The sequence below is a fragment of the Methylotuvimicrobium buryatense genome, from assembly GCF_005931095.1.
GTDB classification, from domain to species: Bacteria; Pseudomonadota; Gammaproteobacteria; order Methylococcales; family Methylomonadaceae; genus Methylotuvimicrobium; species Methylotuvimicrobium buryatense.
The window spans coordinates 4,967,822-4,990,804 of sequence record NZ_CP035467.1 but is presented as its reverse complement, the minus strand read 5'-3'; the positions used below and the strand labels follow the sequence as shown (position 1 = coordinate 4,990,804).

Genomic DNA, 22,983 nt, shown 5'->3' with positions numbered 1-22,983 from the left:
TAAGATTATTGGAGTTCGGTTTCATTAAAATAAGCCGATTCGCCGTTACTACAATCCACCAAAAAAACCAAGTTTTCCAGAGTACTTCTAACATTCAGCTCCGAGGATTCGACACGATCGCAGCGTCCCGATGCCAGTTGTTTTTGTGCGGCCAATCTTCTCATACGCTCAATTTCCGGGAGACGCGATTGAAAGCTTTGTACCAAGGGCTTTAATTTGTCGTATTCGTAAGGCGGAATGGCATAAGCCGTAAATTGAACCGGATTATTTTTAATTAAGGTTTGATTAATTTCGGTTTCTTCTTTGGCATTCGCTAAGAATTGCTCTTGTTTTTGCTGTAATTGCTGTTCGGTTAGTTCCTGTTGTTTTTGCAATTCACGTTGCTGAGCTTGCCTCTTTAGTTGTTCGCTTTTATCAATCGCTCCGCCGGTTTTAAAATTGATCTGGACACTTTGGTGATTTTCATCGCAAGGCTTGGCTTGATAAATGGTTTTCCCCAAGGAATCGACACATTTAAAAGCATCGGCGTGAGCGATAGTTGAGACCGAAATAGCCAGTATAAAAATTGTAAGTCGCATCATGGTATTCTCGTCGTATTGTTATTACCTGACAATCACATAGCCGCAGCAAATCGAATGAAAGCAATTCATCAGTGAAAATATGTGTTAATTATAAGTCACTCTTAAATGCTTTGCTCATCCTGTAAAAAAGTTTGTTCTCGATAGTTCCGGCTTACGACTAAAAATAGTAATGCAGTAATCAACATCAGTCCGGTGAAAAACCAAAAATAAGCACTGCCTGATAATTGGTTGGAATCATCTGAACTCATCATTAAAAAATTGACTGCACTGGTCAATAAATTACCGGCGGCGATAAACACGAAATAATAAGCCATGATAAAGGATTTCATCGATTTCGGCGCCTGCGTATAGGAAAATTCCAGACAAGTGATCGAAACCATGACTTCGGCCGCGGTCAATAACAAATACGCCAATAACTGCCAACCTATATGCGGCGTTAGCCCCTCATCCAATTGCACTTGAATTACCGACGGTATCGCAAATGCGAAGACGGTTAAAAACAAGCCGATCGCGATTTTTCTCAAGGGAGTCAAGTCGAAATAACGATTCAAGAATGGGTACAAGCCATAGGAAAAACAAGGCACCAAGATCATGATCAGCAAAGGGTTAGCCGCCTGAATCTGTGAAGGTAGTATCTCGATACCGAATATGACTCTATCCATTTTTTGTGCCTGTAAAACCCATGATGAGCCAATCTGTTCGAATAGAGCCCAGAAAATCGCGATAAATATATAGATTGAGGTCAATTTGCCAAGGATCTTCAATCCGTCATAGCCAAGCATTTCCTTGATAAAGCCCATGCCGGCCGGATCAATATGTACAAAACGATAACGTCCCGCCCAAAAAATTATTGTGGCCAACAACATCAATATTCCGGGTACGCCGAAAGCAAGCGACGAACCATAGTTATGCAGTAGCCAGGGAATCAACAGCATCGAGGCAAAAGCGCCAAGATTGATCGAAAAATAAAACCAACCGAAGACTTTGGTCATTAAGTAGCTGTTCGTGTGACCGAATTGATCGCCTAAGTGTGATGACACGCAGGGTTTGATACCGCCGGCTCCAAACGCTATCAACGCTTGTCCGATCAAAAGTCCCAAACGGGTATCGTCGATCGACAAGGTCAAATGACCGAAACAATAAAAAAACGATAAAAAAAGAATGGTCCGGTATTTACCGAGCACGCTATCGGCCAGTAATGCGCCGAACAAAGGCATCAAATAAACCGCAGAAACGAACAAATGAAAATAGCCTTGGGCTTCATGCTCGGACATAAGATCGGGTTGTCCCGATGCATCGACTAAATATTGAGTCATGAAGACGACCAAAATGGCGCGCATACCGTAGTAGCTAAACCGTTCGGCGGCTTCATTGGCGATGATGAAGGGAATGCCCGAGGGCAGCTCGGTTGTTTTGAGCGGATTTTTGCGGTACTGGGACATGATTTTAAAAGAATCGGTTCTCTATAATCATAACAAATTAAAAGATTTAAAATTACTGTTACTATTAGTCAAGCTGAAATCTGTGGATAAGCCTTTTTTAATATTTTTTATCAATACTTTAGTTCCATGACTAAACTGCTTGTAAACTTCGGTTCAACATGTGGAGGGCTTGTGGATAAAATCGACCCGGTCAATTTATACACAGTAATACACAAGAAACTCACCGTTTATTCGCAAAGTTACGCACTTCTATACCGGTCCTCATACAGATACAATGGGAACCTTTCGGCATAAAAGTTGTTAAAGCAATTCGGCAAAGTATTAACTGCGTGGCTGGTCGAATTTAGGATTTGGTCATAAATAACCTCCCTATTTTTAATGCAAGGTAAGCGAGTTACCGAACCCGCTACAGAACTCATAGCGCCAGGAAGCTATTTTTCACGAAACCCTTAGGATTTTAATTTTTATTCATTCAGGATCATGAGCGTAGACATTACCAATCAAAGTGCGATGCAAAAGCTAAAAAGCTTTATCAGCAAGCAAATTATCGGACAGGATGTATTGATAGAAAGAATGCTGATTGCGTTGTTGAGCGACGGTCATATTCTTGTTGAAGGCGCGCCGGGCTTAGCTAAGACACGGGCAATCAATGTACTCAGCAAGGGTATCGAAGGCGATTTTCATCGCGTGCAATTTACGCCGGATTTATTGCCTGCCGATTTGACCGGGACCGAAATTTACCGGCCTCAACAAGGCACATTCGAATTTCAAAAAGGGCCTTTGTTTCATAATTTGATTTTGGCCGATGAGATTAATCGTTCGCCGGCCAAAGTGCAGGCGGCATTGCTCGAAGCGATGGCCGAAAGGCAGATAACCGTCGGCGGCGCGACTTATCCCCTACCCGCCTTGTTCATGGTCATGGCCACGCAAAACCCGATTGAACAAGAAGGCACCTATCCCCTGCCGGAAGCGCAATTGGACCGGTTCTTATTGCATATCAAAATCGATTATCCTGAAGCCGAACACGAAAAAAGTATTTTGCATCTCGCAAGAAACGAAGCTAAAAACGCTAAGAACGGTACAACAGAGTCTTTTATACCGTTGACGCAACACAATTTATTTGCAGCCCGTCAGGAAGTCTTGGATATTTATATGGCCGATAATCTTGAAGATTATTTGCTGCAAATCGTTTTGGCGACCCGTAATCCCGGTGCCTACGGCAAAGATTTGGCCTCGTGGCTGCAATACGGCGCAAGTCCAAGAGCCAGCATTGCATTGGACCGTTGCGCGAGAGCCAAGGCATGGCTGGGGCAACGCGATTTCGTCGGCCCCGAGGATATTCAGGATATTGCTTTCGATGTCTTACGGCATCGCCTGATTCTATCCTATGAGGCTGAAGCCGAAGGCATCACACCCGATTATTTCATTCGCGAATTGATCAACCGGATTGCTGTTCCTTGATGCTATCGAACAAAACCGACACTCCCTCTTCAGCTGCCGACGAACGAGTCGCGGTAAGTTTGAAAAGCTTGGTTGATCTTGCACAAACGGCTGGGTCGCTTAAATTGCATCGTTGGTCGATCCGCAGTCGGCAAACCGGCGGCTATGTATCGCGCTCGAAGGGACGCGGTATGGAATTCGATGAAGCGCGGCTTTATCAACCCGGAGACGATATTCGCAGCATCGATTGGCGAGTGACGGCCCGTACCGGAAAAACCCATACCAAGTTGTTTCGCGAAGAGCGGGAACGCCCGGTATTTATTGCGGTCGATAAACGCATGGCAATGCAATTTGCGACACGAGGCGTGTTCAAATCGGTACAGGCCGCTAAGTTGGCAGGGCTCTTGGCTTGGACCGCGCAGCAACACGGCGACCGCATCGGCGGGCAAATCTTTTCCGATAGCACCTGTATGGAGATGAAACCGCAACATGGCCGGCATGCGGTTTTGCGGTTTTTTCACAGCCTGGTGCAAACCGGTGAAGGCCATCCGGTCGAATTCAATTTCGAACTCGGTTTGGCAAGATTGTCGCAACATGCGCGGCCCGGCAGTCTGATTTATATCATCAGCGATTTTCGCGGCCTTGAAAGCAATGCCGAACATCATTTAAGGCGACTCGCCCAACATAACGATGTCGTGTTGATTCAAGTCTACGATCCATTGGAAAGCAGCCTGCCTTCGGGCGGACGTTTTCGTTTGACCGATAGCCGGCGCGATGTGGTCATCGATACTCGGGACCGGGATCGTTTGAGCGATTATCATCAACGCTTCAACGCGCGATGCCGTTATTTGGAAAATCTCGCGAAAAAATTCCGGATGACCTTTATCCAATGCAGCACCGTACAAGATCCGGTGCAGAGTTTACGTTAATGAATCCGCAGACGCTTCCATTACGCGATATTCATCTGCCGGAACCGATCGGTTTGTGGCCTCCCGCGCTCGGCTGGTGGCTAACGGCTCTGGGTATTGTAATATTACTGGTATCGATGGTTTGGTTGATTCGTCGTTTGACCCGTAAAACGGCACTGAAATCGGCGCGCCGATTATTGGCGGAATTAAAACAAGACCCGAGCCTGGATCCTGCCGAAAAGGTCAGTCGTCTGTCGGTCTTGCTTCGCCGAGTAACGATCAGCTTGGCATCGCGAGAGCAAATCGCGGGTTTAACAGGACAGGCTTGGTTGGACCATCTGGACGCCTCGCTGCCGGACAAACCCTTTAGTAACGGCATTGGCCGGCAATTGATCGAAATTCCGTACCGTAATGAATTACCACCGGACACCGATGTCTTGGCATTATTTGAACTGTGTGAGCGTTGGCTGAAAGCTCAAAAACGAAACAAACCATGATACATTTTGAATGGCCCTGGTTGATTGCGGCACTGCCCTTGCCTTTATTGGTCCGCTGGTTGCTGCCGCAAGATTCGCCGCAACAGCAAGCGGCATTGAAAGTTCCTTTTTTGGAAGATTTTTCAGTGTGTGCAGCGCAGACATCAATGAAATCGGCAAACTGGCCGTTGGTGATCGCGGTAATGGCTTGGATCTTGTTGGTATTTGCCGGCATGCGTCCGCAATGGCTCGGCGAACCGGTCGAACAAACGGTTAGCGGACGCGACTTGATGCTTGCTGTCGATTTATCGGGGAGCATGGAAGAGCAGGATTTTATCATTAATAAGCAACAGGTCGATCGATTAACCGCGACAAAATGGGTCGCCGGCGATTTCATCGCACGCCGGACCGGCGATCGAATCGGGTTGATTCTGTTCGGAACCCAGGCTTATCTACAAGTGCCGTTGACCTTCGACCGTAAAACGGTCGTGACTTTATTAAACGAATCGGTGATTAGTTTGGCCGGTGAAATGACCGCGATCGGCGATGCGATCGGTTTGGCGGTTAAAAGGCTAAGAAACCAGGAAGATACGAGCCGCGTATTGATCTTGCTGACCGACGGCGCGAATACCGCAGGTGAAGTTACGCCGTTGAAAGCGGCGGAATTAGCGGCCCAACACGATCTTAAAATTTATGCTATCGGCATCGGCGCAGACGAAATGATCGTGCGCAGTTTTTTTGGCTCCCGTAAAGTCAATCCATCGATGGACTTAGACGAAAAGACCTTGACCGAGATTGCGGAAATAACCGGCGGACGTTATTTTCGCGCCAGAAACACCGAAGAGCTCGAGCAAATCTACGATATTCTCGATCGACTCGAACCGGTCGAGAAAGACAAACAGTATTTTCGGCCTCGTAGCGAATTATTCCATTGGCCTCTGTCAATTTCTCTGGTTTTGGCCGGCATCATCGCGACGGCGAGATTGAGAGCATCATGATCGACTGGCAATACTTTCATTTTATCCGGCCGTGGTGGCTGTTGGCGCTAATACCTTGGTTTGCGGCTTTATTGTTGACGCTAAGACATAAACTACAACGGGGTAATTGGTCGACGGTTTGCGACGAGCCGTTGTTGCCCCATATCCTGCAGGACAAAGTACAAAATCGCAGCAGAATGACCTTGACCGCCGGAGCATTGGCGGCTTTGCTTACGATTTTCGCCTTGGCCGGACCCGCCTGGGAACGCTTACCCTCCCCTGTTTTCCGCGACGATTCGGCGTTGGTGATCGGCTTGGATTTATCGCTTTCGATGGATGCGACCGACCTAAAACCGAGCCGGCTGCAGCGCGCCCGTTTCAAAATCGCCGACATCCTGAAACAACGCAAGGACGGCCAGACCGCGTTATTGGTCTATGCCGGCGATGCCTTTACCGTGACTCCGTTGACAGCCGATACGCAAACGATTGCCAGTCAATTGTCGGCATTGACGACCGACATCATGCCGGTACAAGGCAGCAATTCTGTTGCAGCGCTAAATCATGCGATCGATTTGCTGAAACAAGCCGGCATGCAAAAAGGCCATATTCTCTTGGTAACCGATGGCGCCGATATCGATAAAACTGAGGCCACGGTAAAAAATCTGGGCGCTTATTCCTTATCGATACTCGGAGTCGGCACGGCCGAAGGCGCTCCAATCGGTGCGCCGGGCGGCGGTTTCGTCAAGGACGGACAAGGCAACATTGTCGTTCCGAAATTGAATGCCGGCGAATTGAAAAAATTAGCTGCGCTCGGTAATGGTATTTACCGGACGATCAGCCCGAACGACAGCGATATAGAACCTTTGTTGAGCGTCTTCGAAAACCGGCAAGTTCAAAGCGATGCCGGGAATGATGACTTATTACTGGAATTATGGGCGGAACGCGGTCCTTGGCTCCTGTTACTGATTTTGCCGTTGGCGGCATTGAGTTTCCGAAAAGGCGTATTATCGATTGCGATGCTGTTGATTTTGCCTTTTCCGAACCGGGCCGAGGCGCAGGACTGGCAAAGTTTGTGGAAAACGCCGAATCAACAAGCGCAACAGGCTTTCGAGGCCGGAGACTACGAACGAGCGGCCGGTTTGTTTAATGATCCGGAATGGAAGGCCGCCGCCGAATACAAGGCCGGGTTGTACGAACAAGTTCTTGAATCACTCAAAGATAGCCATAGCGCGCGCGCTCATTACAACCGTGGCAATGCAATGGCGCAATCGGGACGTTTGGCCGAGGCCGTCATGGCTTACGAGGAAGCGTTGAAGATCGATCCTGATCACGAAGACGCGGCATTCAACAAATCCGTTGTCGAAAAAGAATTGGAAAAACAACAGCAAGAACAGCAACAAGGCCAAGACCAAAACGATAAGAATCATCAGCAAGATTCCGAACAAAACGATCAAGGCGAGCCTTCGGAAGAGTCCGGCGACGACGAAGCGCAAGATCAAAACGAACAAACGGACGATCAAGATCGGCAACGCTCATCGCCCGAACCTCAAGACATTGAAGAAGGACAAGACGATCCGGAACAAGATGAAGGTCAAGTTCAAGAGCAAAACGACGAAACGCCTGATGATCAAGAAAAAGAAGAAGCGGCAACCCAAGAAACCGAACCGGCCGATGAAGCCAAACAAGCCAGCGAACAATGGCTGAAACGCATCCCGGACGATCCTGCCGGTTTGTTGAAACGTAAATTCCAATATCAATACGGCCGCCGCGGCCGGCAGCAACAACAAGACGAAGCTTGGTGACGACGACGATGAGGATAACGACAAAAAAAAGACTCTCGATAGAGAGCTTCTTGATGCTGATAGTGTTTAGTCTATTCGCGGCTTTCAAGGCACAGGCCGCAAACATCGATGTAACGGTCGATCGTAGCCCGGTCGGCTTGAACGAATCGTTCCAGATTACTTTTATTGCCGATGAAACGCCGGACGATCAGCCCGACTTCGCACCGCTCGAAAAAGATTTCGAGATACTCGGCCGGAGTCAAAGCAGTAGTACATCGATCATAAACGGTCAATACAGTAAGACGCAGCAATGGAAATTGTCGGTTATGGCCAAACACGCGGGCGAATTGACGATACCGGCTATTGCTTTCGGCAAAGATCGTAGCAATGAGGTTTCCTTGATGGTGACCGAAGCCGGTAGCCGTGAGATTCAGGCCGTCGATGACGAGTTGTTTTTGGAAGTCGAAGCCACGCCGGAAAATCCTTATGTCCAATCCCAAGTTCTCTATACCTTGCGTTTCTATCGCCGAGTGTCGATCACGCAAGCCCGGTTATCCGAACCGGAACTAGACAATGCCGTCATCGAAAAGCTTGGTGAGGACAGCAATTATACAACTCAAATCGGCGGTATCGGTTATCAAGTCACTGAGCGTAAATACGCGATTTTTCCGCAGCAAAGCGGAACGCTAACAATAGCGCCGTTGCAGCTCGATGCCGAAGTGATTACGGTAGGTCAACCCCGGTTCAACGGCTTTTTTAATCGGCAAAATAGCCAGTTGAAGCGGATTACTTCGAAAGCCGTTACGCTCAACGTGAAACCGATTCCGGAAACGTTTGCCGGCGGTCATTGGTTGGCGGCTGAAGGCTTGAGCCTCAGCCAGGAATGGTCGGGCGATATCGCTCGAATGAGAGTTGGCGAGCCGTTAACCCGAACTTTGCGTATTGCTGCCATAGGCACGACAGTCGGCCAACTACCCGAGATACATCGCACCCTACCGGTTGATGAAGTGAAAACTTATCCGGATCAGCCGGTTTTGAACGAAAATAAGGGAGCCGAAGGTGTCAAGGCGTTACGCGAGGAAAAAATCGCTTTCATACCCTCTAAAGCCGGTCGTTACACTCTTCCGGCAATCGAGATACCGTGGTTCAACACACGCTCAGGACAAGTCGAGATCGCCAAAATTCCGGAAGTAAACCTGATTACCGAAGGAGCAGCCACACCAACAGAAATAGAAATGCCGCATGCGGCAACCGGCGACGAGGTAAAAAACCAAGTTCAAACTGCAACTAAGCGAGAGGAAGTCGTAGCACCGCAAGAGGATTATTGGAGGTGGGCGGCGCTTTTTTTTGCGGTAGGTTGGTTGACCACCGGGCTTTATTTCGGTCTACGTCGTTCGGCAAAGCCGGAAGAAAAAACGCAAGACCCGATCAAAGAGTCCCTGTCCGGCTATGTCAAATCCTTGAAAAAAGCCTGTGCCGAAAACGATCCGCAAGCAGCCAAAAATGCCTTGGTCGCTTGGGGGCGGGAAAAATACAAGGTCGCCAGTCTAGGCGCGTTGGCCGATCATTGCGAGGCCAGACTGAGAGACGAGATCATGTATCTGAATGCGTGCCTTTACAGTGCCGATCGGGAAGACTGGCAAGGTAAAAAGTTATTTCAGGCATTTTCCGAGCATAAAGCTAGGGAGCAATTCGGCGATAAGTCGGTAGACAACGAATTGGAACCTTTGTATCGCTTGTAAAAATCGAACCTTAACTACTCGGCACCTAAACTTGAAGTTATTCAATTATACCTTTCGCACTTCAAATTTAGGCGATGCTTAAGGAGGCGCCGGGGTGCTAGGTCGATTTTTGCTCCTCGGCAATTGCTGAGTTACATGGATGTAATGAATGCAGAAAATGCAGGAGCATTTTTCTGCCCTGCATTGACCTAATACACGCCATCCGTGGCGTAATGCAAAATCGACATTCACGCCATCCATGGCGCTCGCAAAGGCTCTATGCCAGCATGGATGCTGGCATAGAGCCTACATGTACGTATTCACGGCGTTTTTTTACGATCACCCCGGTGCCGAATTTAGATACACGATGGGTATATCTAAGTGCCGGGTTTGATTGGCGTGAACTTAAAAACTCGACAAAATTTCCGTATCGTCAATTAATTATCGTCACGGGTCCGTGATCGTCGCAGTGATCCCCGTGAGGGTGATGTAAGCGTCCATTGACGATGTAATCGATGTGGTCGCCATGCGGAACGGCCGCATGTCCGCATCCTTCATGACCGCAAGCGCAGTCTAACGGCGCACAAACTGCCGGATTGGTTTCTGTTACAGCAATGACGTGTTCGTCGTAATGGTCTTTATGTGCATGATGCAAATGGCCGTCATGTAAATAATCCACATGACCGTCATGCTCAATACGCAAATGGCCGCAATGTTCGTTGTGAACGTGCTTGTGTTCGGTGTGAATGTGATGTTTCATGGAGGAATCTCCTAAATTTAAAGGGCGATAACGCCTTGATTTTAACAATCCAAATGTTCTCGACTGCGTTGAAACAAGTCTCGAACATGGTCGTCAACCAGTCGATAGAAAGCATGTTTTCCGGATCGACGGAACTGTACCAGATGCAGATTACGCAGCAATCGCAGCTGGTGTGAAATAGCCGATTGGCTCATATCCAATAAATTGGCCAAATCGTCCACACATAACTCGGTGTGCAGTAGTGCGGCAATGATCCTTACCCGCGTAGGGTCGGCTAAAGCTTTAAACAAGTCGGCCAAGCGACCGGCTTCGTACTCGTCAGGTAAGTCCGGTATGGCCTTGGCCAATAAATCGGGATGCGTTTCTTGCTCATCGCAGCAGTCCTTGGCGGCTAGTTCAGGTGAAATAATCATATCAATATCTACTCATATGTTCATCTATTAATCTTTAAGATAAGCATTTTAGTTAAATGTTCAAAATATTCTTGTTTATCCTCTTTACGAGTTTATACCTTTTGCACTTGAAATTTCGGCGATGCTTAAGGAGGCTACGGGGTGTTAGGTCGATTTGCTCCTCGGCAATTGCTGCTTTTATTCTTAGACGGTTTTTCAATCAAATGGGAGTAGAAAGGGATATTGCTGAGGAGCAAATGTCGACCGACAAAATGGTTAATAATTGATCCATATCAATAAGCGATTATGTAATAATGCAATAATGAGTTTACCCATAAGGGTTGTTAAATTTTATTGTTCGATCAATTCGATTGAGCAATGGAACAATACGTTTTAACTCACAATTGAGAAAAGTTTATTATGAAAATTATTAGCCATTTGTTTTTAGCCATTATTGCAGTTTCAGCCTTAGCCGCTTGCAGCGAATCCGGTCAAGGTCCTAGCAGGCCAGCCGACTCAGCAAATTCAGCGCAAATGATGTTGAAATAAGCACTCTCCGTTGCGAGTTGAGCCGGGGTTGCTGTTGCGCTTTAGCGTGTTACGAGGTAGCTTCGGTTCAATAACAATCTTCGACGAGAACTTTTAAAGCGTTCATGTTGTTAATTTTGATGTTGCGTCGATTGATTGCAATTATTCCTTGTTGATGTAGTTCAGTAAGTAAGCGGCTAACGGTTTCGTTAGTGATTCCTAAAAAATTGGCGATATCCTGCCGTTTCATTGTCAAATTAAATTCGGTTTTCGAAAATCCTAAGGCATTGTATCGATGCGATAGCTTTAATAAAAAGATCGCCATTTTTTCCTTGGCGGAACGATGACCTAATAACAAAATCTGATTATGATCGGATTCGATTTCCTTGCCTAAAACGCGTAGCATTTGAGTTTGCAAACTAGGAATCAACCGGCATAATTCATTAAGTTGAGATAATGGCAGTTCGCATACTTTGCTCGTTTCAAGCGCTATGCTTGAGCTTGTGAAGCGCCCATGTTGAAAAGCGTCAAACCCCATTAATTCCCCGGGTAAATAAAATCCAATTGTTTGTTCGGCGCCATCCGTGCTGGATATAAAACCTCTGAAAGACCCCGTTTTAACAACGTATAAGCTACGGCCTTCGTCGTCCTGTCGATAGAGATATTGATCGGATAATATTGGCGGTTTACTTTTTACCATCGTCGCGAACTGTTTCAACTCATTTTTCGCTAATCCGTAAGGAAGACATGACTCGACTAGCCTGCAGTCATGGCATAATGTTTCGTATGGGTCATAGTCTATAGTCGATGTCATTTTTTCTGATAGGGATAAAATTGTCGTCTGCCAAGATAACTCAAAAAAACAGTTATCCATTGACAAGCATACTTCGCAGCTAGCAAAGTTAAACGATCCTTCATTACAGCAATTCCCAATTTGGAGATCAAAAAGGGTGTGGGGTATGCTTGGCGAGGATGTCGGCAGCAGGGCAGATTTTTGCTCCTCGGCAATTGCTGAGTTACATGGATGTAATGAATGCAGAAAATGCAGGAGCATTTTTCTGCCCTGCATCGCCTAAAGCGCCTACTGGTGATGCCCTAATACACGCCATCCATGGCGTAGTGCGAAATCTGCATTCATGCCATCCATGGCAATCAGTCGCCGCCGTCAAGCCTACACGGACGTATTTACGGCGACCTGCCTAGCGAGTGACCGAACCCTCAACAGAGCTCATAGTTCCAGGACATTATTTATCACGAAATCCTGAGAAGGTGTTAAAAAATCAATTGGACCGGATATTTTATAGACAATTCAACTATACCGACTAACAGGTATTTAAAGTATACCCATCGCACTTCAAATTTCGGCATTGACGCATGGAGGCGCTGGGGTGTTCGGCAAAGGCTTTGACAGCCGGGATGCTGTCACAGAGCCTACATGGACGTTTCACGGCGTTCTTTGACGGACCCCCGGCGCCGAAATTTGACCAGCAAAGGGTATAAAACCCTTCATTTGCAAAGAGGCCTAACTATCCATGCTTGAACTAAGGCTTTATAATTCGGCTTTCGATATGGTTTAAGATTATCCAAGCAAGACATAGGAGAGTATAGATGGCAGCGACCGAGTCTAATATGATGCCTTTAGGAACCCGTGCGCCGGATTTCGAATTACCCGATACCGTGACCGGAACGACCAAAACGCTTCAAGAGTTAAAAGGAGAAAAAGGTACGGTGATTCTCTTTATGTGTAATCACTGCCCCTATGTGCTGCATGTCAAAGGGCAATTGATATCGATTGCCGAGCAATATGCTCAACAAGGTATTAGTACGATTGCAATCAGTGCTAATGACATTATCAATTATCCGCAGGACGCGCCGGATAAAATGCAAGCGATGATGCGAGAATGGGGCAATCCTTTCGCCGCTTATCTTTACGATGAAAGCCAGTCTGTTGCAAAAGCTTATCAAGCCGCTTGTACGCCGGATATATACGTATTCGATGCAGCCCTATCTTGTGTTTACCGCGGACGCTTGGACGGATCGACCCCAAAAAACGATGTTCCGCCGACCGGTAGCGATTTACGCACGGCTTTGGATAACTTACTGGCCGGAAAGTCCATCGATCCGCGGCAAATTCCAAGCATCGGTTGCAATATAAAATGGAAAGATTAATTTAACGATACGGAAGCACCCCGTTTTTCTTTCATTTTTTCAAATCTAACTTAAGTAGCCGAAAATCGGTTTATTGTTCTTCAAATTCAATGAAATCAAATCAAAAATTTAAACCTTGCGACCTGGTCATATATGGCGCGTTAGGCGATTTATCGACGCGCAAATTATTAATTTCGTTATATCGGCTCGAAAAATCAGAATTGATCGAGCCCGAGACTCGTATCATCGGTATTGACCGGCATGCTCTCGAAGAGGGCGGCTTCGTTAAAGTCGCTAGGAAAAGTCTACAGTCTTATCTTAATGAGACGATCGACGATGAAGTCTGGCAGCGTTACTCGGCTCGAATGCAATATCTCATGATCGACCTAACTCAACTCGATCAATATAAACAATTGAATTCGGTCATCGATTCCAAATCCAGAGTGTTGGTCAATTATTTAGCCGTCGCGCCGTTTTTGTTCAAAAATATTTGCCAGGGTCTCGATAAAGCAAAAATTTTGACTCGAGAATCGCGTGTGGTGATGGAAAAACCGATCGGCAACGATCTGAAATCCAATCGGGAAATCAACGATGCCGTTGCTGAAGTGTTTAACGAGGATCAGGTATTCCGTATCGATCATTATTTAGGCAAGGAAACGGTTCTGAATCTGTTGGCCTTACGATTTGCCAATTCGATTTTTACGACCAATTGGAATCACAATACCATCGATCACATTCAAATTACCGTTGGCGAGGAAGTCGGAATCGAGGGCCGTTGGGAGTATTTCGATAAAACCGGGCAACTACGGGATATGCTGCAAAATCATTTATTGCAGATCCTGACCTTTATCACAATGGAGCCTCCCGCGTCGCTGGAAGCCGAAAGCATTCATAGCGAAAAAATCAAGGTGTTGAAAGCCTTGCGTCCGATTACCGCCGACAATGTCGAAGAAGTGACCGTGCGAGGGCAATACACCGCCGGTTACATGAAAGGACAAGCCGTGCCGGGCTATACCGAGGAGGAAGGCGCCAATAAGGAGAGTACCACCGAAAGCTTCGTCGCGGTGCGCGTCGATATCGATAATTGGCGCTGGGCCGGCGTACCGATATATTTGCGTACCGGAAAGCGCATGCAAAATAAGCGCACCGAAATCGTCGTTTATTTCAAGCGCTTGCCGCACAATATCTTTAAGGACAGTTACCGCGAATTGCCGCCGAATAAGTTGATCATTCATTTACAGCCGAAGGAAGGCGTCGAAATTGAAATGCTCAATAAGGTACCCGGAATCGGCGGTAGTATCACGTTACAGCAGAATAAACTGGATTTGAGCTTTTCTGAAACGTTCAAAAACAGCCCGTTTTTCGGCGGTTACGAGCGGCTGATTTTGGAAGCAATGCGGGGCGATCCGACCTTGTTCCTGAGTCGGCAGGAAATCGAACAGGCTTGGGCATGGGTCGATTCGATACAAGATGCTTGGGCGCGTAGAAAAATTGCGCCAAAACCCTATTCCGCAGGAAGCTGGGGGCCGGTCGCGTCGGTGGCATTGTTGGCGCGTGACGGACGGGCTTGGGAAGAGTAAGCTCAATCTTGTAGGGTGCGCATCGCGCACCATTTGTCTCCATTGGCCGGGATGATCGGCTTAGGCTATGACAGCATGGATGCTGTCATAGAGCCTACAGGGACGTATTTACGGCGTCCTTTGACGCGGGCCCCCGGCGCTGAATTTTGATCTGTGATGGCTAAGTTATTAATAACAGGCTTCGATCCTTTTGCAGGAGAGATCGTTAATCCTTCATGGAAAGCCGTTCGCCATTTAAATAATACGATCATCGGTGGCTTTGAAGTGATTGCCCACGAAATTCCGACCGTGTTCGGTAAAGCGTCGGCGATCGTGCAAAGTCAAATTGAGCACCATCAACCCGCTGTCGTGATCGGTGTTGGTCAAGCGGGCGGTAGCAATGCCATTCGTATGGAATGTTTGGCCAAAAATCGGATTAACGCCAGAAAACAGGATAATGAAGGTAATCAACCTAAGAATACATTGATTGCCATTGAAGGTTCTGCCTCCTACCCGGCTTCGATTCCTGTTGAAAACATGGTCGAGCAGATCAAAACAGAGGGTATTTCAGCGTATCTTTCCAATTCAGCGGGAGCTTTTGTCTGTAACGAGCTTTTTTATTCGACACTCCATTATGTCGAATGCCAAAACCTGCCGATACGAGTTGGTTTTATTCATGTCCCTTATTTGCCGGAACAAGTCGCCAATACAAAACGAGCCGGACTGCTGCCAAGCATGACCGAAGAAACGGTCGTTCGAGCGCTGACTGTTGCAATCGAGGCTATTGGTGACCGTTTGAGCAATTAAACTCAAACAGCATTTCACCATTATGTATCCTTATGCAACCAACACGCCGAATAGTGAACGGCGCGCGGTTCGAACTCCGGTGGTTCTTCTACATCGCACAGCCCTTTGATGGCATACGGACAGCGCGGATGAAAGTGGCAACCAGGCGGCGGGTGCAACAGACTGGGCGGTTCGCCGTCCGGTAGTTCGCGTTCTTGAGCGGCATTCTTGGCATCGGGGTCGGCGGTGGCCGCTAGCAAGGCTTGCGTATAGGGATGCTGAGGAAAGTCGAGCAGGTCGTCAACAGTGGCTGCTTCGACGATGCGGCCTCCGTACATCACGAAAATGCGGTCGGCAAAATGCCGCACGGTCGATAAATCGTGCGTGATGAAGGCCAGCGTCAGCTCGCGCTTGCTTTGTATCGTACGGAGCAGGCGCAGGATCTCGACTCGTACCGAGGCGTCCAGCATCGAGACCGGTTCGTCCGCGATGATCATCGCCGGTTGTAAAATCAACGACCGGGCAATGACGACCCGCTGTTGCTGACCGCCGCTGAGCATATGCGGAAACTTAGGCAAATAATCGTCGGCTGGCGACAGGCGCACCTCTTCCAGTGCAGCCCGTATCCGCGTTTCACGTTCCTTGCGGTCTTTGACGCCGTGAATGATCAGCGGCTCGCTCAAGGCGCGGCGGATCGTCATGAAGGGCGGCAGCGCGCCGAAAGGGTCTTGCTGCACATAGCCGACACGCGCCCGGTATTGCTTGAGTTCATGCTTATTCAAGGCATGCATGTGTCGGCCTTCGAAGACGACTTCGCCTCGAGTCGGCGCATGCAGACCGAGTAATGTGCGCGCCAAGGAGCTTTTTCCGCAACCGCTTTCGCCGACGAAGGCAACCGCCTCGCCACGATAGAGGTGGAAATTGACGCCATTTACCGCACGCACATAGCCCGCCCGGATAAATCCCCATTGCTTTAATTCGAACCAGGTATGCAGGTCTTGTGCAGTAACCAAAACCTCTTTACTTAACGGCCGTGTTTCCAAAACGGGAATCGGAGTGTTATGCAATCCTTGCGGTTTGCCGGTTTCGATGCGGTCCGTATAAAGCCAGCAACGGACTTCGTTTCGTTTCGACAAGGCTATCGGCATAGGGTCTTCATCGCAGCGGTCGAATCGGGCGGGGCAACGATCGGCGAAACGGCAGCCCGAAGGCAGCAGCATCAGATTCGGCGGTTGACCTGGAATGTGATCGGGTTGCCGGGTCTGGTGCAGGCGCGGTACGCTGTCCATCAACAGCTTTCCGTAAGGATGGGCCGGTTTTGCAAAAAACTGCGCGGCACTGCTAAGTTCCACGAATTGCCCCGCATACATCAGCGCGACACGATCGGCGATTTCGCTGGATGTGGCGACGTCGTGGGTAATCAGCATGAAGCTGGTGCCCAGTTCCCGCTTGATGCGTTTCAATCGATTCATGATGCCGGCCTGCGTCAGCACGTCCAGCGCCGAAGTCGGCTCGTCCATGATCACCAGTTCCGGTTCCGCGACCAAGGCCATCGCCAGCACTACCCGTTGGCGCATGCCGCCGGAAAGTTCGAAAGGATAACGCCTTAAAAAATCGCCGGACACACCAACCAGTTCGAACACTTCCCCGGCGCGGGCCATGGCTTTGTGCGGGGACCAGCCGCGATGCACACACAAGGGTTCGGCCACTTGCTCGCCGACTCGCATGACCGGATTCAAAGCGTTCATCGAAGCCTGCATCACCAGCGAAATACGCAGCCATTGGATTTCACGGCGAAAGCGCTCGGGACTCAGGGGCATGATGTCGACGCCGTCGAGCAGTACCCGGCCCGAATGGTGTTTGACATTGCGCGGCAGTACCCGCAACAGGGCCTTGGCCAACGAGCTTTTGCCGCAACCCGACTCGCCCAGCACCACCAGTGCTTCGTTGCGCTGGATTTCGAAGTTCAGGCCGTCTACGGCTGTGACGATGCCGCGTTCGGTTTGATAAGCAAGCCGCAGATCTTCGACTTTGAGCAGGGGTTCTGTCATCATTAGATCCGCCGTAGCCTGGGGTTGAACACGCGATCCAGCGCAAAACCGAGCAAGGCAAAACCGAGACCTGTCAGCATCAGCAGCAAAGCCGGAGCCAGCACCCAATAATAATAGTGATTGTACAGAGCACTTTCGTTTTGCGCGTCATTGAGCACCTTGCCCCAAGTCGGCAGCACCGGATCGCCGAGCCCCAGCACCGCCAACGAGGCCTCCAGAAAAACGAATGCCGGGATCAGCGTCACGAAGGTCGGAATCAGCACCGGCAGGATGCGCGGGACCAAGTAATGCAAGATGATGCGGCTATCGCTGGCGCCGTAGGCTTGCGCGGCCTGAATGTAGGGTGACTCGCGTATCGGCAGCAGCATCCCCCGGTACATTTTGGCGCTGGCGCTGAATATGCCGAGTAGCACCACGACGCCCAGCATCAGCCAAATGCTGGTCGAATAGAGTGTTCCGACCATGACCAGTATCGGCAGCAGCGGTAAAATCATGTTGATTTCGGTGAGCCGTTGAATGGCGGCATCGAGCCGCCCGCCGAACCAAACCCCGGTTGCTGCGATTACTAAGGTCGTTAGCGTCGTGCCGACTGCCGCCAACAGGCCGAAAGCCAGCGCGATCGGCGTACCCCACAGCAGCGCGAGCAGCAAATCGCGGCGCTGATGATCGGTACCGGCGAGGCCGTGAACACGTCCATAAACAACCAATTCGGCGGTGATTTCGGCCGTTTCATCGAATAACACCGCATCCAAGACCAGCGTGTAGCGTCCGGGTAAAACTTCAGGCGAATCGGTGCCGGGCCGCGCCAGCAAACCCACATGGGGGAGTAGGCCAAGGCGGCGTTCCAATGCCCAATCCTGGGATATCGAAAAACGGTCGCTGGACGTGATACGGCGTCCTCCTAAGGGTATCTCGCGTCCGTCGGGGGTATGCCAAGTCAGTCGGGCAAAGGGTTCCCGGGTGTGCTTTCCCGACTTCAGAAACAAGTTGATTTCACTCGGAAACTCCGAAAAATTATAATCGAAGTGCAAGGGTATCTTTAGGCGCTTACCACCTGTGAAAGCTACCGATTCCGTTTCGGCAGCAAGGCTTGAAATTATCAATGTTTTAGGCTTGTTGCCGCCTTGCAAGCGATCAAGCCATGCCGGTTCGGCATTTCGGGGATGCATGCGCCAATAGTCGCCTCCGCGCCAACGATCGATGGCCTCGTCATAGGGTATTGCGCTAACCGTAACAATCGATAAACCGACTAAACAGAAAATGATAGCCATGCCGAGTAACGCGGAAGGATAACGGCGCAATTCCCACAGTCGTTCGCTCCAATATTTCATCGTTTTGCTCCGATGCGTACGCGCGGATCGACGATGCCGTACACGATGTCCAGCACCAGGATAGAGAAGGCCAGCAAATAAGCGAAAATCACCACCGAACCGATGATGACCGGCGTATCATGATGGCCGATGGCTTGAAAAATCAGCGTACCGAGGCCGGGCCAGCTGAAGGTTCGTTCTAAAATGATTGCGCCGCTCCACATACTGATCAGCATCAGCATGAAACTGGTAATGACCGGCGCTAGTGTCGGCCGTAAAATATAGCGCCGTTCGATCATGCGGGAAGGCAAACCCTTGGCTCTGGCCATTTCTACGTAATCCTCGCTGGAGTGAATCAAAAAGAAGGTTCTCCAGGAATAGATCGAAATGAAAATTTGCGACAGCAGCATGGCTAGCACCGGCAAGGCCATGTGCTTCAGGACGCTGAGTGCGTAATCTCGGCGGCCGAGCGGTGGCGGCGCCTCCACCATGCCGCCGGCAGGCAGTATCGGCAAAAGGAAAGCGAAGAATAGAATCAAAAAAATACCATAGAACCAAGCCGGTGCCGCTGAAGTCGGTGCCAAAACGATGACGATACGATCTATGAGACTGCCGTAGTGTCTAGACAGCCATAAGGCGATATAGACGGACAAGAAAAAAATCAGCAGATTGGCCGTGCCGAATAGCAACAAGGTGGCCGGCAAGCGCTCGAGGATGATTGCATGGACTTCCCGCGAACCCTGGTCGCTATGCATTTGCTCGGCGCGCCCCAAATCCAGCAGCATTGCACGGTAAAGATAATTAAAACTACGCAGCAGGAAAGGCCGGTCCAGATTCAGCCTTTGAACTTCCAAGTCGACGCGGCGTTGTATCAGTCGATTGCGCTCGTCGCTGTTGAGTTCGCGGAAAGACAAGTCGCCGCGCACGGCTTCGGAAATTTCGCTACGGATTTGCACCAGCCGCAATTCGTCTACGCGCCCCCCCATGTTGGCAATCAATATGGTGAGATAGACACCGATCAAAACCATCAGCGCCAGCGCAATGATGCGTTTGCCGGTAAATAACAGCATCAGTTTGAGATCGCGGACCAATCCTTCCGCATTTTTCGGAATACTTGGGTTTTGGCTAGGGTTCATGGTTCGATACCTTCGGGAATCGATTCGTCGGCGGGTAAGGTTGCGAAGCCGTGAGAGGCGAACGAAGGCAGCGCGACGCGGTTGGATTTGACCGCCAGTTCCAGACTATTGGCTCCGGAGCCGAGCCGATTAATTTGCCGCGCGGCCAAAATCACTCGCCAAATACCGTTCTCGAATGGTTCAGCCTTGCCTTTAAACGAAAGTTTGCCATCGCCGTCAAACAATAAAAACATGACCTCGTCGATGGCGTCCAGCGGATAAGGCTTTCCTTGAAATGTGATCTGCAATTCGAATGTTGCAGTTTGACCGGCTTTGACGAGGATCGGACCGTCCATGACCAACTCGGGAATTTCCGGTTGAACAAAGCGCAGCCATTTGTCGGCAGGGTCCGGGAAATCCTCGTTGCGGCGCAGTACAATGCTGCCTTCGAGCGGATGCACCGAATGCAGATAAAAAGGCCCGTTGCCAACCCAAAAATGACCGCGTTCGGCATACCAGTCTGTCAATGCTTGATAACGTTCTTCCGCTTCGCCGGAGCTTAAATAGTGTTTCAGCAGCGAGGCAAAAGGAATAAAGCCTTCGCGACCGGCCGATTCGAGCAATTGTTGCAAGATCGGCAAGCTGGGACCGGACACCAGGCTCAACCAGTCGACTTGCAACCGGTCGGCCTTGTGCGAGGAAAAGGTTAGACGCTCGTTTTGTTCGGCCAAGATGCCTAACGCCAAGCTATGCCAGGGCAAGACGCTCGGGCTCTTGTCGGCAACCGTGACCTCGGCGTCGGGATGAATTTGATCGCTATAGATGTCGATGATCAGCGGTTGTTTGGAGACGATACGCCAACCTCGGAAATGGCGCTGAAAGGATTCGAAATTGGGCACATGCGCGATGTCGTACAACGGACTGTTTGGATCGGCCCGCTCGAAGCTAAGAATCCACGGCAACAACAGGTCGGCTAGGGATAACGTGCTTCCGTCGTGCCAGCGCCGTTGCCAATAATCGTCCTTGTAACGAATACGAATGCGGCCGCGTGCTTCAAGGCCTTCGGGGTGTTTTTCGGCGACCGTGATAAAGCGCTTGTCATCGCTATTCCAGTCAATCCAGGCATTGCCGGGAACATTTATGGTTTCGGCCCGGTGTATAGTCAGCCAATCATGACTGATAATCAAAGGCACGCCATATTGGACTTTGACGTCGGCCGACTGGATTTGCTGCGGCCAATACAGGCCGGTGAATGGGTCCGCAAGCAGCGGCGGATCTTGCAGGGCGCGGATGATTTTTAGGTCGAAGATCCAATTACTGCCGGCGATCGGATTCCAGGGTTCCGTCAACAAGCCGGGCGAGCCGATGACCATGGTTCCGCCGATTTGATCGTCGAAGCGCAGAGTATAGGGCCACAGCGCCGAGGCGGAAACGCCGCCGGCCAAATCGACCGCCAGCCTTGCGTTATGCGCGCGGGGCCAGGCATTGATTTGATCCACTAGCCATACGCGAACCGAATCCTCCATCGCCAACTCCAATGCGCGGCTCATCAAAGCCCGACGTTCCGGCCAAGTGCGATAGTCACGGCGCTGCAAACGGTCGGCAATCTCGTCGAATTCGGCCGAGGGCCGGTAAGCCTGCCATAAAGGGTCGGCGCGGCCCTTGGGCGTGTAATAGTAACTGAAATTATCGGCCAGATCGCGCTCGATTCGACTGGCAATCCAGCCGCCCGTGTACATATGCCAAGCGCCGGTGCCTGGATCGCCGGCGAGCCAAATGCGCGAAGCTTCGGCGGCGGTGCGATAGAGGTAGCTGATTTCGAATCCGAGATTCTCGAGTAGCGTGCCGATATATTCGCCGATGTGCTTGCGCGCATCTTCGGTGCGGATCAACAGACGCAGACGTACCGGCCGGTCATGATAGCGCCAACGACCTTGCTCCAAGCGAGCGCCCAATGCCAGCATTTCCCTATTGATGATTTTTTTGGCTGCATTGGGATCGTGTTGATAACGCAGCTCTAATGCTCTGGCAACGTCAGCCAAATGCGCATAATCGGGAAACGCGGTGCTCAGCGGTAGAAACCGTGGGACAGCCAGGCCGCCGTAGATCTCTTCGGCAATATAGCGGCGGTTGATCAGTTGATTGAGAGCTTCGCGTAGCGCTGGAACATGGAAGGGATTGAGTTCGCCGTTGGCGAAATGAGGGCCGGCTGGATTGAGGGTTAGTTCCACCGAACTACCGTAGGAAAAATCGTAGTCCGCGCTTTTCGAATCGCGCAGGCGCTGAAAAACTGTGGTGCTGGTGATGCCTTGCGAGAAAATATGATGGCTACCACTTTCGATCAGGCTGACCACCTGTCCGATATCGCCCTGCTGGGTGAAGACGATTTGATCGACCAAGGCACCGCGGCGAGTACTGTCAAGTTGTTTCGTCGAAGGATGTTCAGTGCCGATCAAATTGGTGGTTGAGTCCTCGTTTTTGGGGAACGAAAAAAAAATGAGTGCTGCAAGACCCAAGATAAGGATCATGGGAAGAACGATTTTCATCATAACGCTCATGAAGGCTCGGCGATCGCCCCGGCAAATGAAAGTCATCGGCGTTTTGTCGTTAGTAACAAGATTGGTTGCTGCGTGACTTTCACAGTAATACCGCTAGGCTTTCTGCGTCGGTTCCGGAGGCGATGGCACACAGAATCCATCATATACTTCGCGCGGTCGCATTTGCTGGTAAGCTAACGCACTCTTTTGTCCGATAGCGGCCAGACCTACAAGGATGTAGGTAAGGGGCGTGAGCAGGAACGGAAGCTTTGCGAAAACAGTTACATAGTTTGCTATGCGCTTGTTTTCGCGTCTTGCTACCGAACAAAATAGCATTGCCATAAAATCCGCAAACATGACCGCGCGAAGTATAATGCTTAACCGGCATGCTATGGCTTAAAAAAGGCGTTGTCAAACTATTGAAGAAAAGGATGTGCTTCTCGGGCTCGTTCTTCGATTGATAAATCGGCC

18 protein-coding genes are annotated in these 22,983 nt (G+C 49.8%); 9 read left to right on the top strand and 9 right to left on the bottom strand.

Annotated features, from left to right (window positions below; all coding sequences use genetic code 11):
- Positions 1 to 5: 5 nt before the first annotated feature.
- Together EQU24_RS22095 and EQU24_RS22090 are read right to left on the bottom strand one after the other, a co-directional pair.
- The gene (locus EQU24_RS22095) at positions 6 to 581 is read right to left on the bottom strand and encodes a hypothetical protein (protein ID WP_014150435.1); all 576 of its coding nucleotides are present in this window, start codon (positions 579 to 581) and stop codon (positions 6 to 8) included.
- Between the two features lie 101 nt (positions 582 to 682).
- Complete coding sequence (locus EQU24_RS22090; protein WP_017841483.1) at positions 683 to 2,023, bottom strand: POT family MFS transporter; 1,341 nt, start codon at positions 2,021 to 2,023, stop codon at positions 683 to 685.
- 480 nt (positions 2,024 to 2,503) lie between these two features.
- Here EQU24_RS22090 and EQU24_RS22085 point away from each other — a divergent pair, with 480 nt between their 5' ends.
- Genes EQU24_RS22085 through EQU24_RS22060 form a run of 6 tightly spaced genes read left to right on the top strand, consistent with a single transcriptional unit; the run spans position 2,504 to position 9,347 of the window.
- On the top strand, positions 2,504 to 3,484 hold the full coding sequence (locus tag EQU24_RS22085) for an AAA family ATPase (RefSeq protein ID WP_017841485.1): 981 nt from the start codon (positions 2,504 to 2,506) through the stop codon (positions 3,482 to 3,484).
- Positions 3,484 to 4,392 carry a DUF58 domain-containing protein gene (locus tag EQU24_RS22080; RefSeq protein ID WP_017841486.1) on the top strand — a complete coding sequence of 303 codons (909 nt, stop codon included), beginning with the start codon at positions 3,484 to 3,486 and terminating at the stop codon, positions 4,390 to 4,392. Before EQU24_RS22085 ends, EQU24_RS22080 begins: the two co-directional genes overlap by 1 nt.
- Entirely contained in the window at positions 4,392 to 4,868 is a 477-nt protein-coding gene (locus EQU24_RS22075) for a DUF4381 domain-containing protein (RefSeq protein WP_017841487.1), read from the top strand. Before EQU24_RS22080 ends, EQU24_RS22075 begins: the two co-directional genes overlap by 1 nt.
- Complete coding sequence (locus EQU24_RS22070; protein WP_017841488.1) at positions 4,865 to 5,845, top strand: vWA domain-containing protein; 981 nt, start codon at positions 4,865 to 4,867, stop codon at positions 5,843 to 5,845. Before EQU24_RS22075 ends, EQU24_RS22070 begins: the two co-directional genes overlap by 4 nt.
- A complete protein-coding gene (locus EQU24_RS22065; protein WP_017841489.1) occupies positions 5,842 to 7,626 on the top strand; it encodes a vWA domain-containing protein in 1,785 nt (594 codons plus the stop codon). The genes EQU24_RS22070 and EQU24_RS22065 overlap by 4 nt, the downstream gene beginning before the upstream one ends.
- 53 nt (positions 7,627 to 7,679) lie before the next feature.
- On the top strand, positions 7,680 to 9,347 hold the full coding sequence (locus tag EQU24_RS22060) for a BatD family protein (RefSeq protein ID WP_017841490.1): 1,668 nt from the start codon (positions 7,680 to 7,682) through the stop codon (positions 9,345 to 9,347).
- A gap of 412 nt (positions 9,348 to 9,759) precedes the next feature.
- Here the strand turns inward: EQU24_RS22060 and EQU24_RS22055 are convergent, their stop codons facing one another.
- From EQU24_RS22055 to EQU24_RS22045, 3 genes are all read right to left on the bottom strand, one after another.
- Positions 9,760 to 10,086, bottom strand: coding sequence for a hypothetical protein (locus tag EQU24_RS22055; RefSeq protein ID WP_017841491.1), 327 nt, complete (start codon positions 10,084 to 10,086; stop codon positions 9,760 to 9,762).
- Positions 10,087 to 10,127: 41 nt separating this feature from the next.
- Positions 10,128 to 10,499, bottom strand: coding sequence for an ArsR/SmtB family transcription factor (locus EQU24_RS22050; RefSeq protein ID WP_017841492.1), 372 nt, complete (start codon positions 10,497 to 10,499; stop codon positions 10,128 to 10,130).
- A gap of 595 nt (positions 10,500 to 11,094) precedes the next feature.
- The gene (locus EQU24_RS22045) at positions 11,095 to 12,075 is read right to left on the bottom strand and encodes a helix-turn-helix domain-containing protein (RefSeq protein ID WP_235726419.1); all 981 of its coding nucleotides are present in this window, start codon (positions 12,073 to 12,075) and stop codon (positions 11,095 to 11,097) included.
- A 539-nt stretch (positions 12,076 to 12,614) separates the two neighbouring features.
- Here EQU24_RS22045 and EQU24_RS22040 point away from each other — a divergent pair.
- The 3 genes from EQU24_RS22040 to pcp all read left to right on the top strand — a co-directional run bounded on the left by EQU24_RS22040 (position 12,615) and on the right by pcp (position 15,520).
- Positions 12,615 to 13,175: a thioredoxin family protein gene (locus tag EQU24_RS22040; RefSeq protein WP_017841494.1), complete on the top strand. Its 561-nt coding sequence runs from the start codon at positions 12,615 to 12,617 to the stop codon at positions 13,173 to 13,175.
- Between the two features lie 89 nt (positions 13,176 to 13,264).
- Positions 13,265 to 14,734, top strand: coding sequence for a glucose-6-phosphate dehydrogenase (gene zwf / locus EQU24_RS22035; RefSeq protein WP_017841495.1), 1,470 nt, complete (start codon positions 13,265 to 13,267; stop codon positions 14,732 to 14,734).
- A 156-nt stretch (positions 14,735 to 14,890) separates the two neighbouring features.
- Positions 14,891 to 15,520 carry a pyroglutamyl-peptidase I gene (gene pcp / locus EQU24_RS22030; protein WP_017841496.1) on the top strand — a complete coding sequence of 210 codons (630 nt, stop codon included), beginning with the start codon at positions 14,891 to 14,893 and terminating at the stop codon, positions 15,518 to 15,520.
- A 20-nt stretch (positions 15,521 to 15,540) separates the two neighbouring features.
- Here pcp and EQU24_RS22840 read toward each other — a convergent pair whose 3' ends face one another.
- From EQU24_RS22840 to EQU24_RS22010, 4 genes are read right to left on the bottom strand one after another with little or no spacing between them, the layout of a single operon-like run.
- Positions 15,541 to 17,553: a dipeptide ABC transporter ATP-binding protein gene (locus tag EQU24_RS22840; protein ID WP_017841497.1), complete on the bottom strand. Its 2,013-nt coding sequence runs from the start codon at positions 17,551 to 17,553 to the stop codon at positions 15,541 to 15,543.
- Positions 17,553 to 18,881, bottom strand: a complete 1,329-nt coding sequence (locus EQU24_RS22020) for an ABC transporter permease (RefSeq protein ID WP_017841498.1) — start codon at positions 18,879 to 18,881, stop codon at positions 17,553 to 17,555. Before EQU24_RS22020 ends, EQU24_RS22840 begins: the two co-directional genes overlap by 1 nt.
- Positions 18,878 to 19,996 (bottom strand): ABC transporter permease, encoded by a 1,119-nt coding sequence (locus tag EQU24_RS22015; protein ID WP_017841499.1) that lies wholly within the window; start codon positions 19,994 to 19,996, stop codon positions 18,878 to 18,880. The genes EQU24_RS22020 and EQU24_RS22015 overlap by 4 nt, the downstream gene beginning before the upstream one ends.
- Positions 19,993 to 22,569: an ABC transporter substrate-binding protein gene (locus tag EQU24_RS22010; protein ID WP_017841500.1), complete on the bottom strand. Its 2,577-nt coding sequence runs from the start codon at positions 22,567 to 22,569 to the stop codon at positions 19,993 to 19,995. The genes EQU24_RS22015 and EQU24_RS22010 overlap by 4 nt, the downstream gene beginning before the upstream one ends.
- Positions 22,570 to 22,983: the final 414 nt, after the last annotated feature.

Excerpts from the sequence above, each read along its gene's own strand:
- EQU24_RS22095 (WP_014150435.1), bottom strand. The coding sequence starts at position 581 with ATGATGCGACTTACAATTTTTATACTGGCTATTTCGGTCTCAACTATC.
- EQU24_RS22090 (WP_017841483.1), bottom strand. The coding sequence starts at position 2,023 with ATGTCCCAGTACCGCAAAAATCCGCTCAAAACAACCGAGCTGCCCTCG.
- EQU24_RS22085 (WP_017841485.1), top strand. The coding sequence starts at position 2,504 with ATGAGCGTAGACATTACCAATCAAAGTGCGATGCAAAAGCTAAAAAGC.
- EQU24_RS22080 (WP_017841486.1), top strand. The coding sequence starts at position 3,484 with ATGCTATCGAACAAAACCGACACTCCCTCTTCAGCTGCCGACGAACGA.
- EQU24_RS22075 (WP_017841487.1), top strand. The coding sequence starts at position 4,392 with ATGAATCCGCAGACGCTTCCATTACGCGATATTCATCTGCCGGAACCG.
- EQU24_RS22070 (WP_017841488.1), top strand. The coding sequence starts at position 4,865 with ATGATACATTTTGAATGGCCCTGGTTGATTGCGGCACTGCCCTTGCCT.
- EQU24_RS22065 (WP_017841489.1), top strand. The coding sequence starts at position 5,842 with ATGATCGACTGGCAATACTTTCATTTTATCCGGCCGTGGTGGCTGTTG.
- EQU24_RS22060 (WP_017841490.1), top strand. The coding sequence starts at position 7,680 with ATGCTGATAGTGTTTAGTCTATTCGCGGCTTTCAAGGCACAGGCCGCA.
- EQU24_RS22055 (WP_017841491.1), bottom strand. The coding sequence starts at position 10,086 with ATGAAACATCACATTCACACCGAACACAAGCACGTTCACAACGAACAT.
- EQU24_RS22050 (WP_017841492.1), bottom strand. The coding sequence starts at position 10,499 with ATGATTATTTCACCTGAACTAGCCGCCAAGGACTGCTGCGATGAGCAA.
- EQU24_RS22045 (WP_235726419.1), bottom strand. The coding sequence starts at position 12,075 with ATGCAGGGCAGAAAAATGCTCCTGCATTTTCTGCATTCATTACATCCA.
- EQU24_RS22040 (WP_017841494.1), top strand. The coding sequence starts at position 12,615 with ATGGCAGCGACCGAGTCTAATATGATGCCTTTAGGAACCCGTGCGCCG.
- zwf (WP_017841495.1), top strand. The coding sequence starts at position 13,265 with ATGAAATCAAATCAAAAATTTAAACCTTGCGACCTGGTCATATATGGC.
- pcp (WP_017841496.1), top strand. The coding sequence starts at position 14,891 with ATGGCTAAGTTATTAATAACAGGCTTCGATCCTTTTGCAGGAGAGATC.
- EQU24_RS22840 (WP_017841497.1), bottom strand. The coding sequence starts at position 17,553 with ATGATGACAGAACCCCTGCTCAAAGTCGAAGATCTGCGGCTTGCTTAT.
- EQU24_RS22020 (WP_017841498.1), bottom strand. The coding sequence starts at position 18,881 with ATGAAATATTGGAGCGAACGACTGTGGGAATTGCGCCGTTATCCTTCC.
- EQU24_RS22015 (WP_017841499.1), bottom strand. The coding sequence starts at position 19,996 with ATGAACCCTAGCCAAAACCCAAGTATTCCGAAAAATGCGGAAGGATTG.
- EQU24_RS22010 (WP_017841500.1), bottom strand. The coding sequence starts at position 22,569 with ATGACTTTCATTTGCCGGGGCGATCGCCGAGCCTTCATGAGCGTTATG.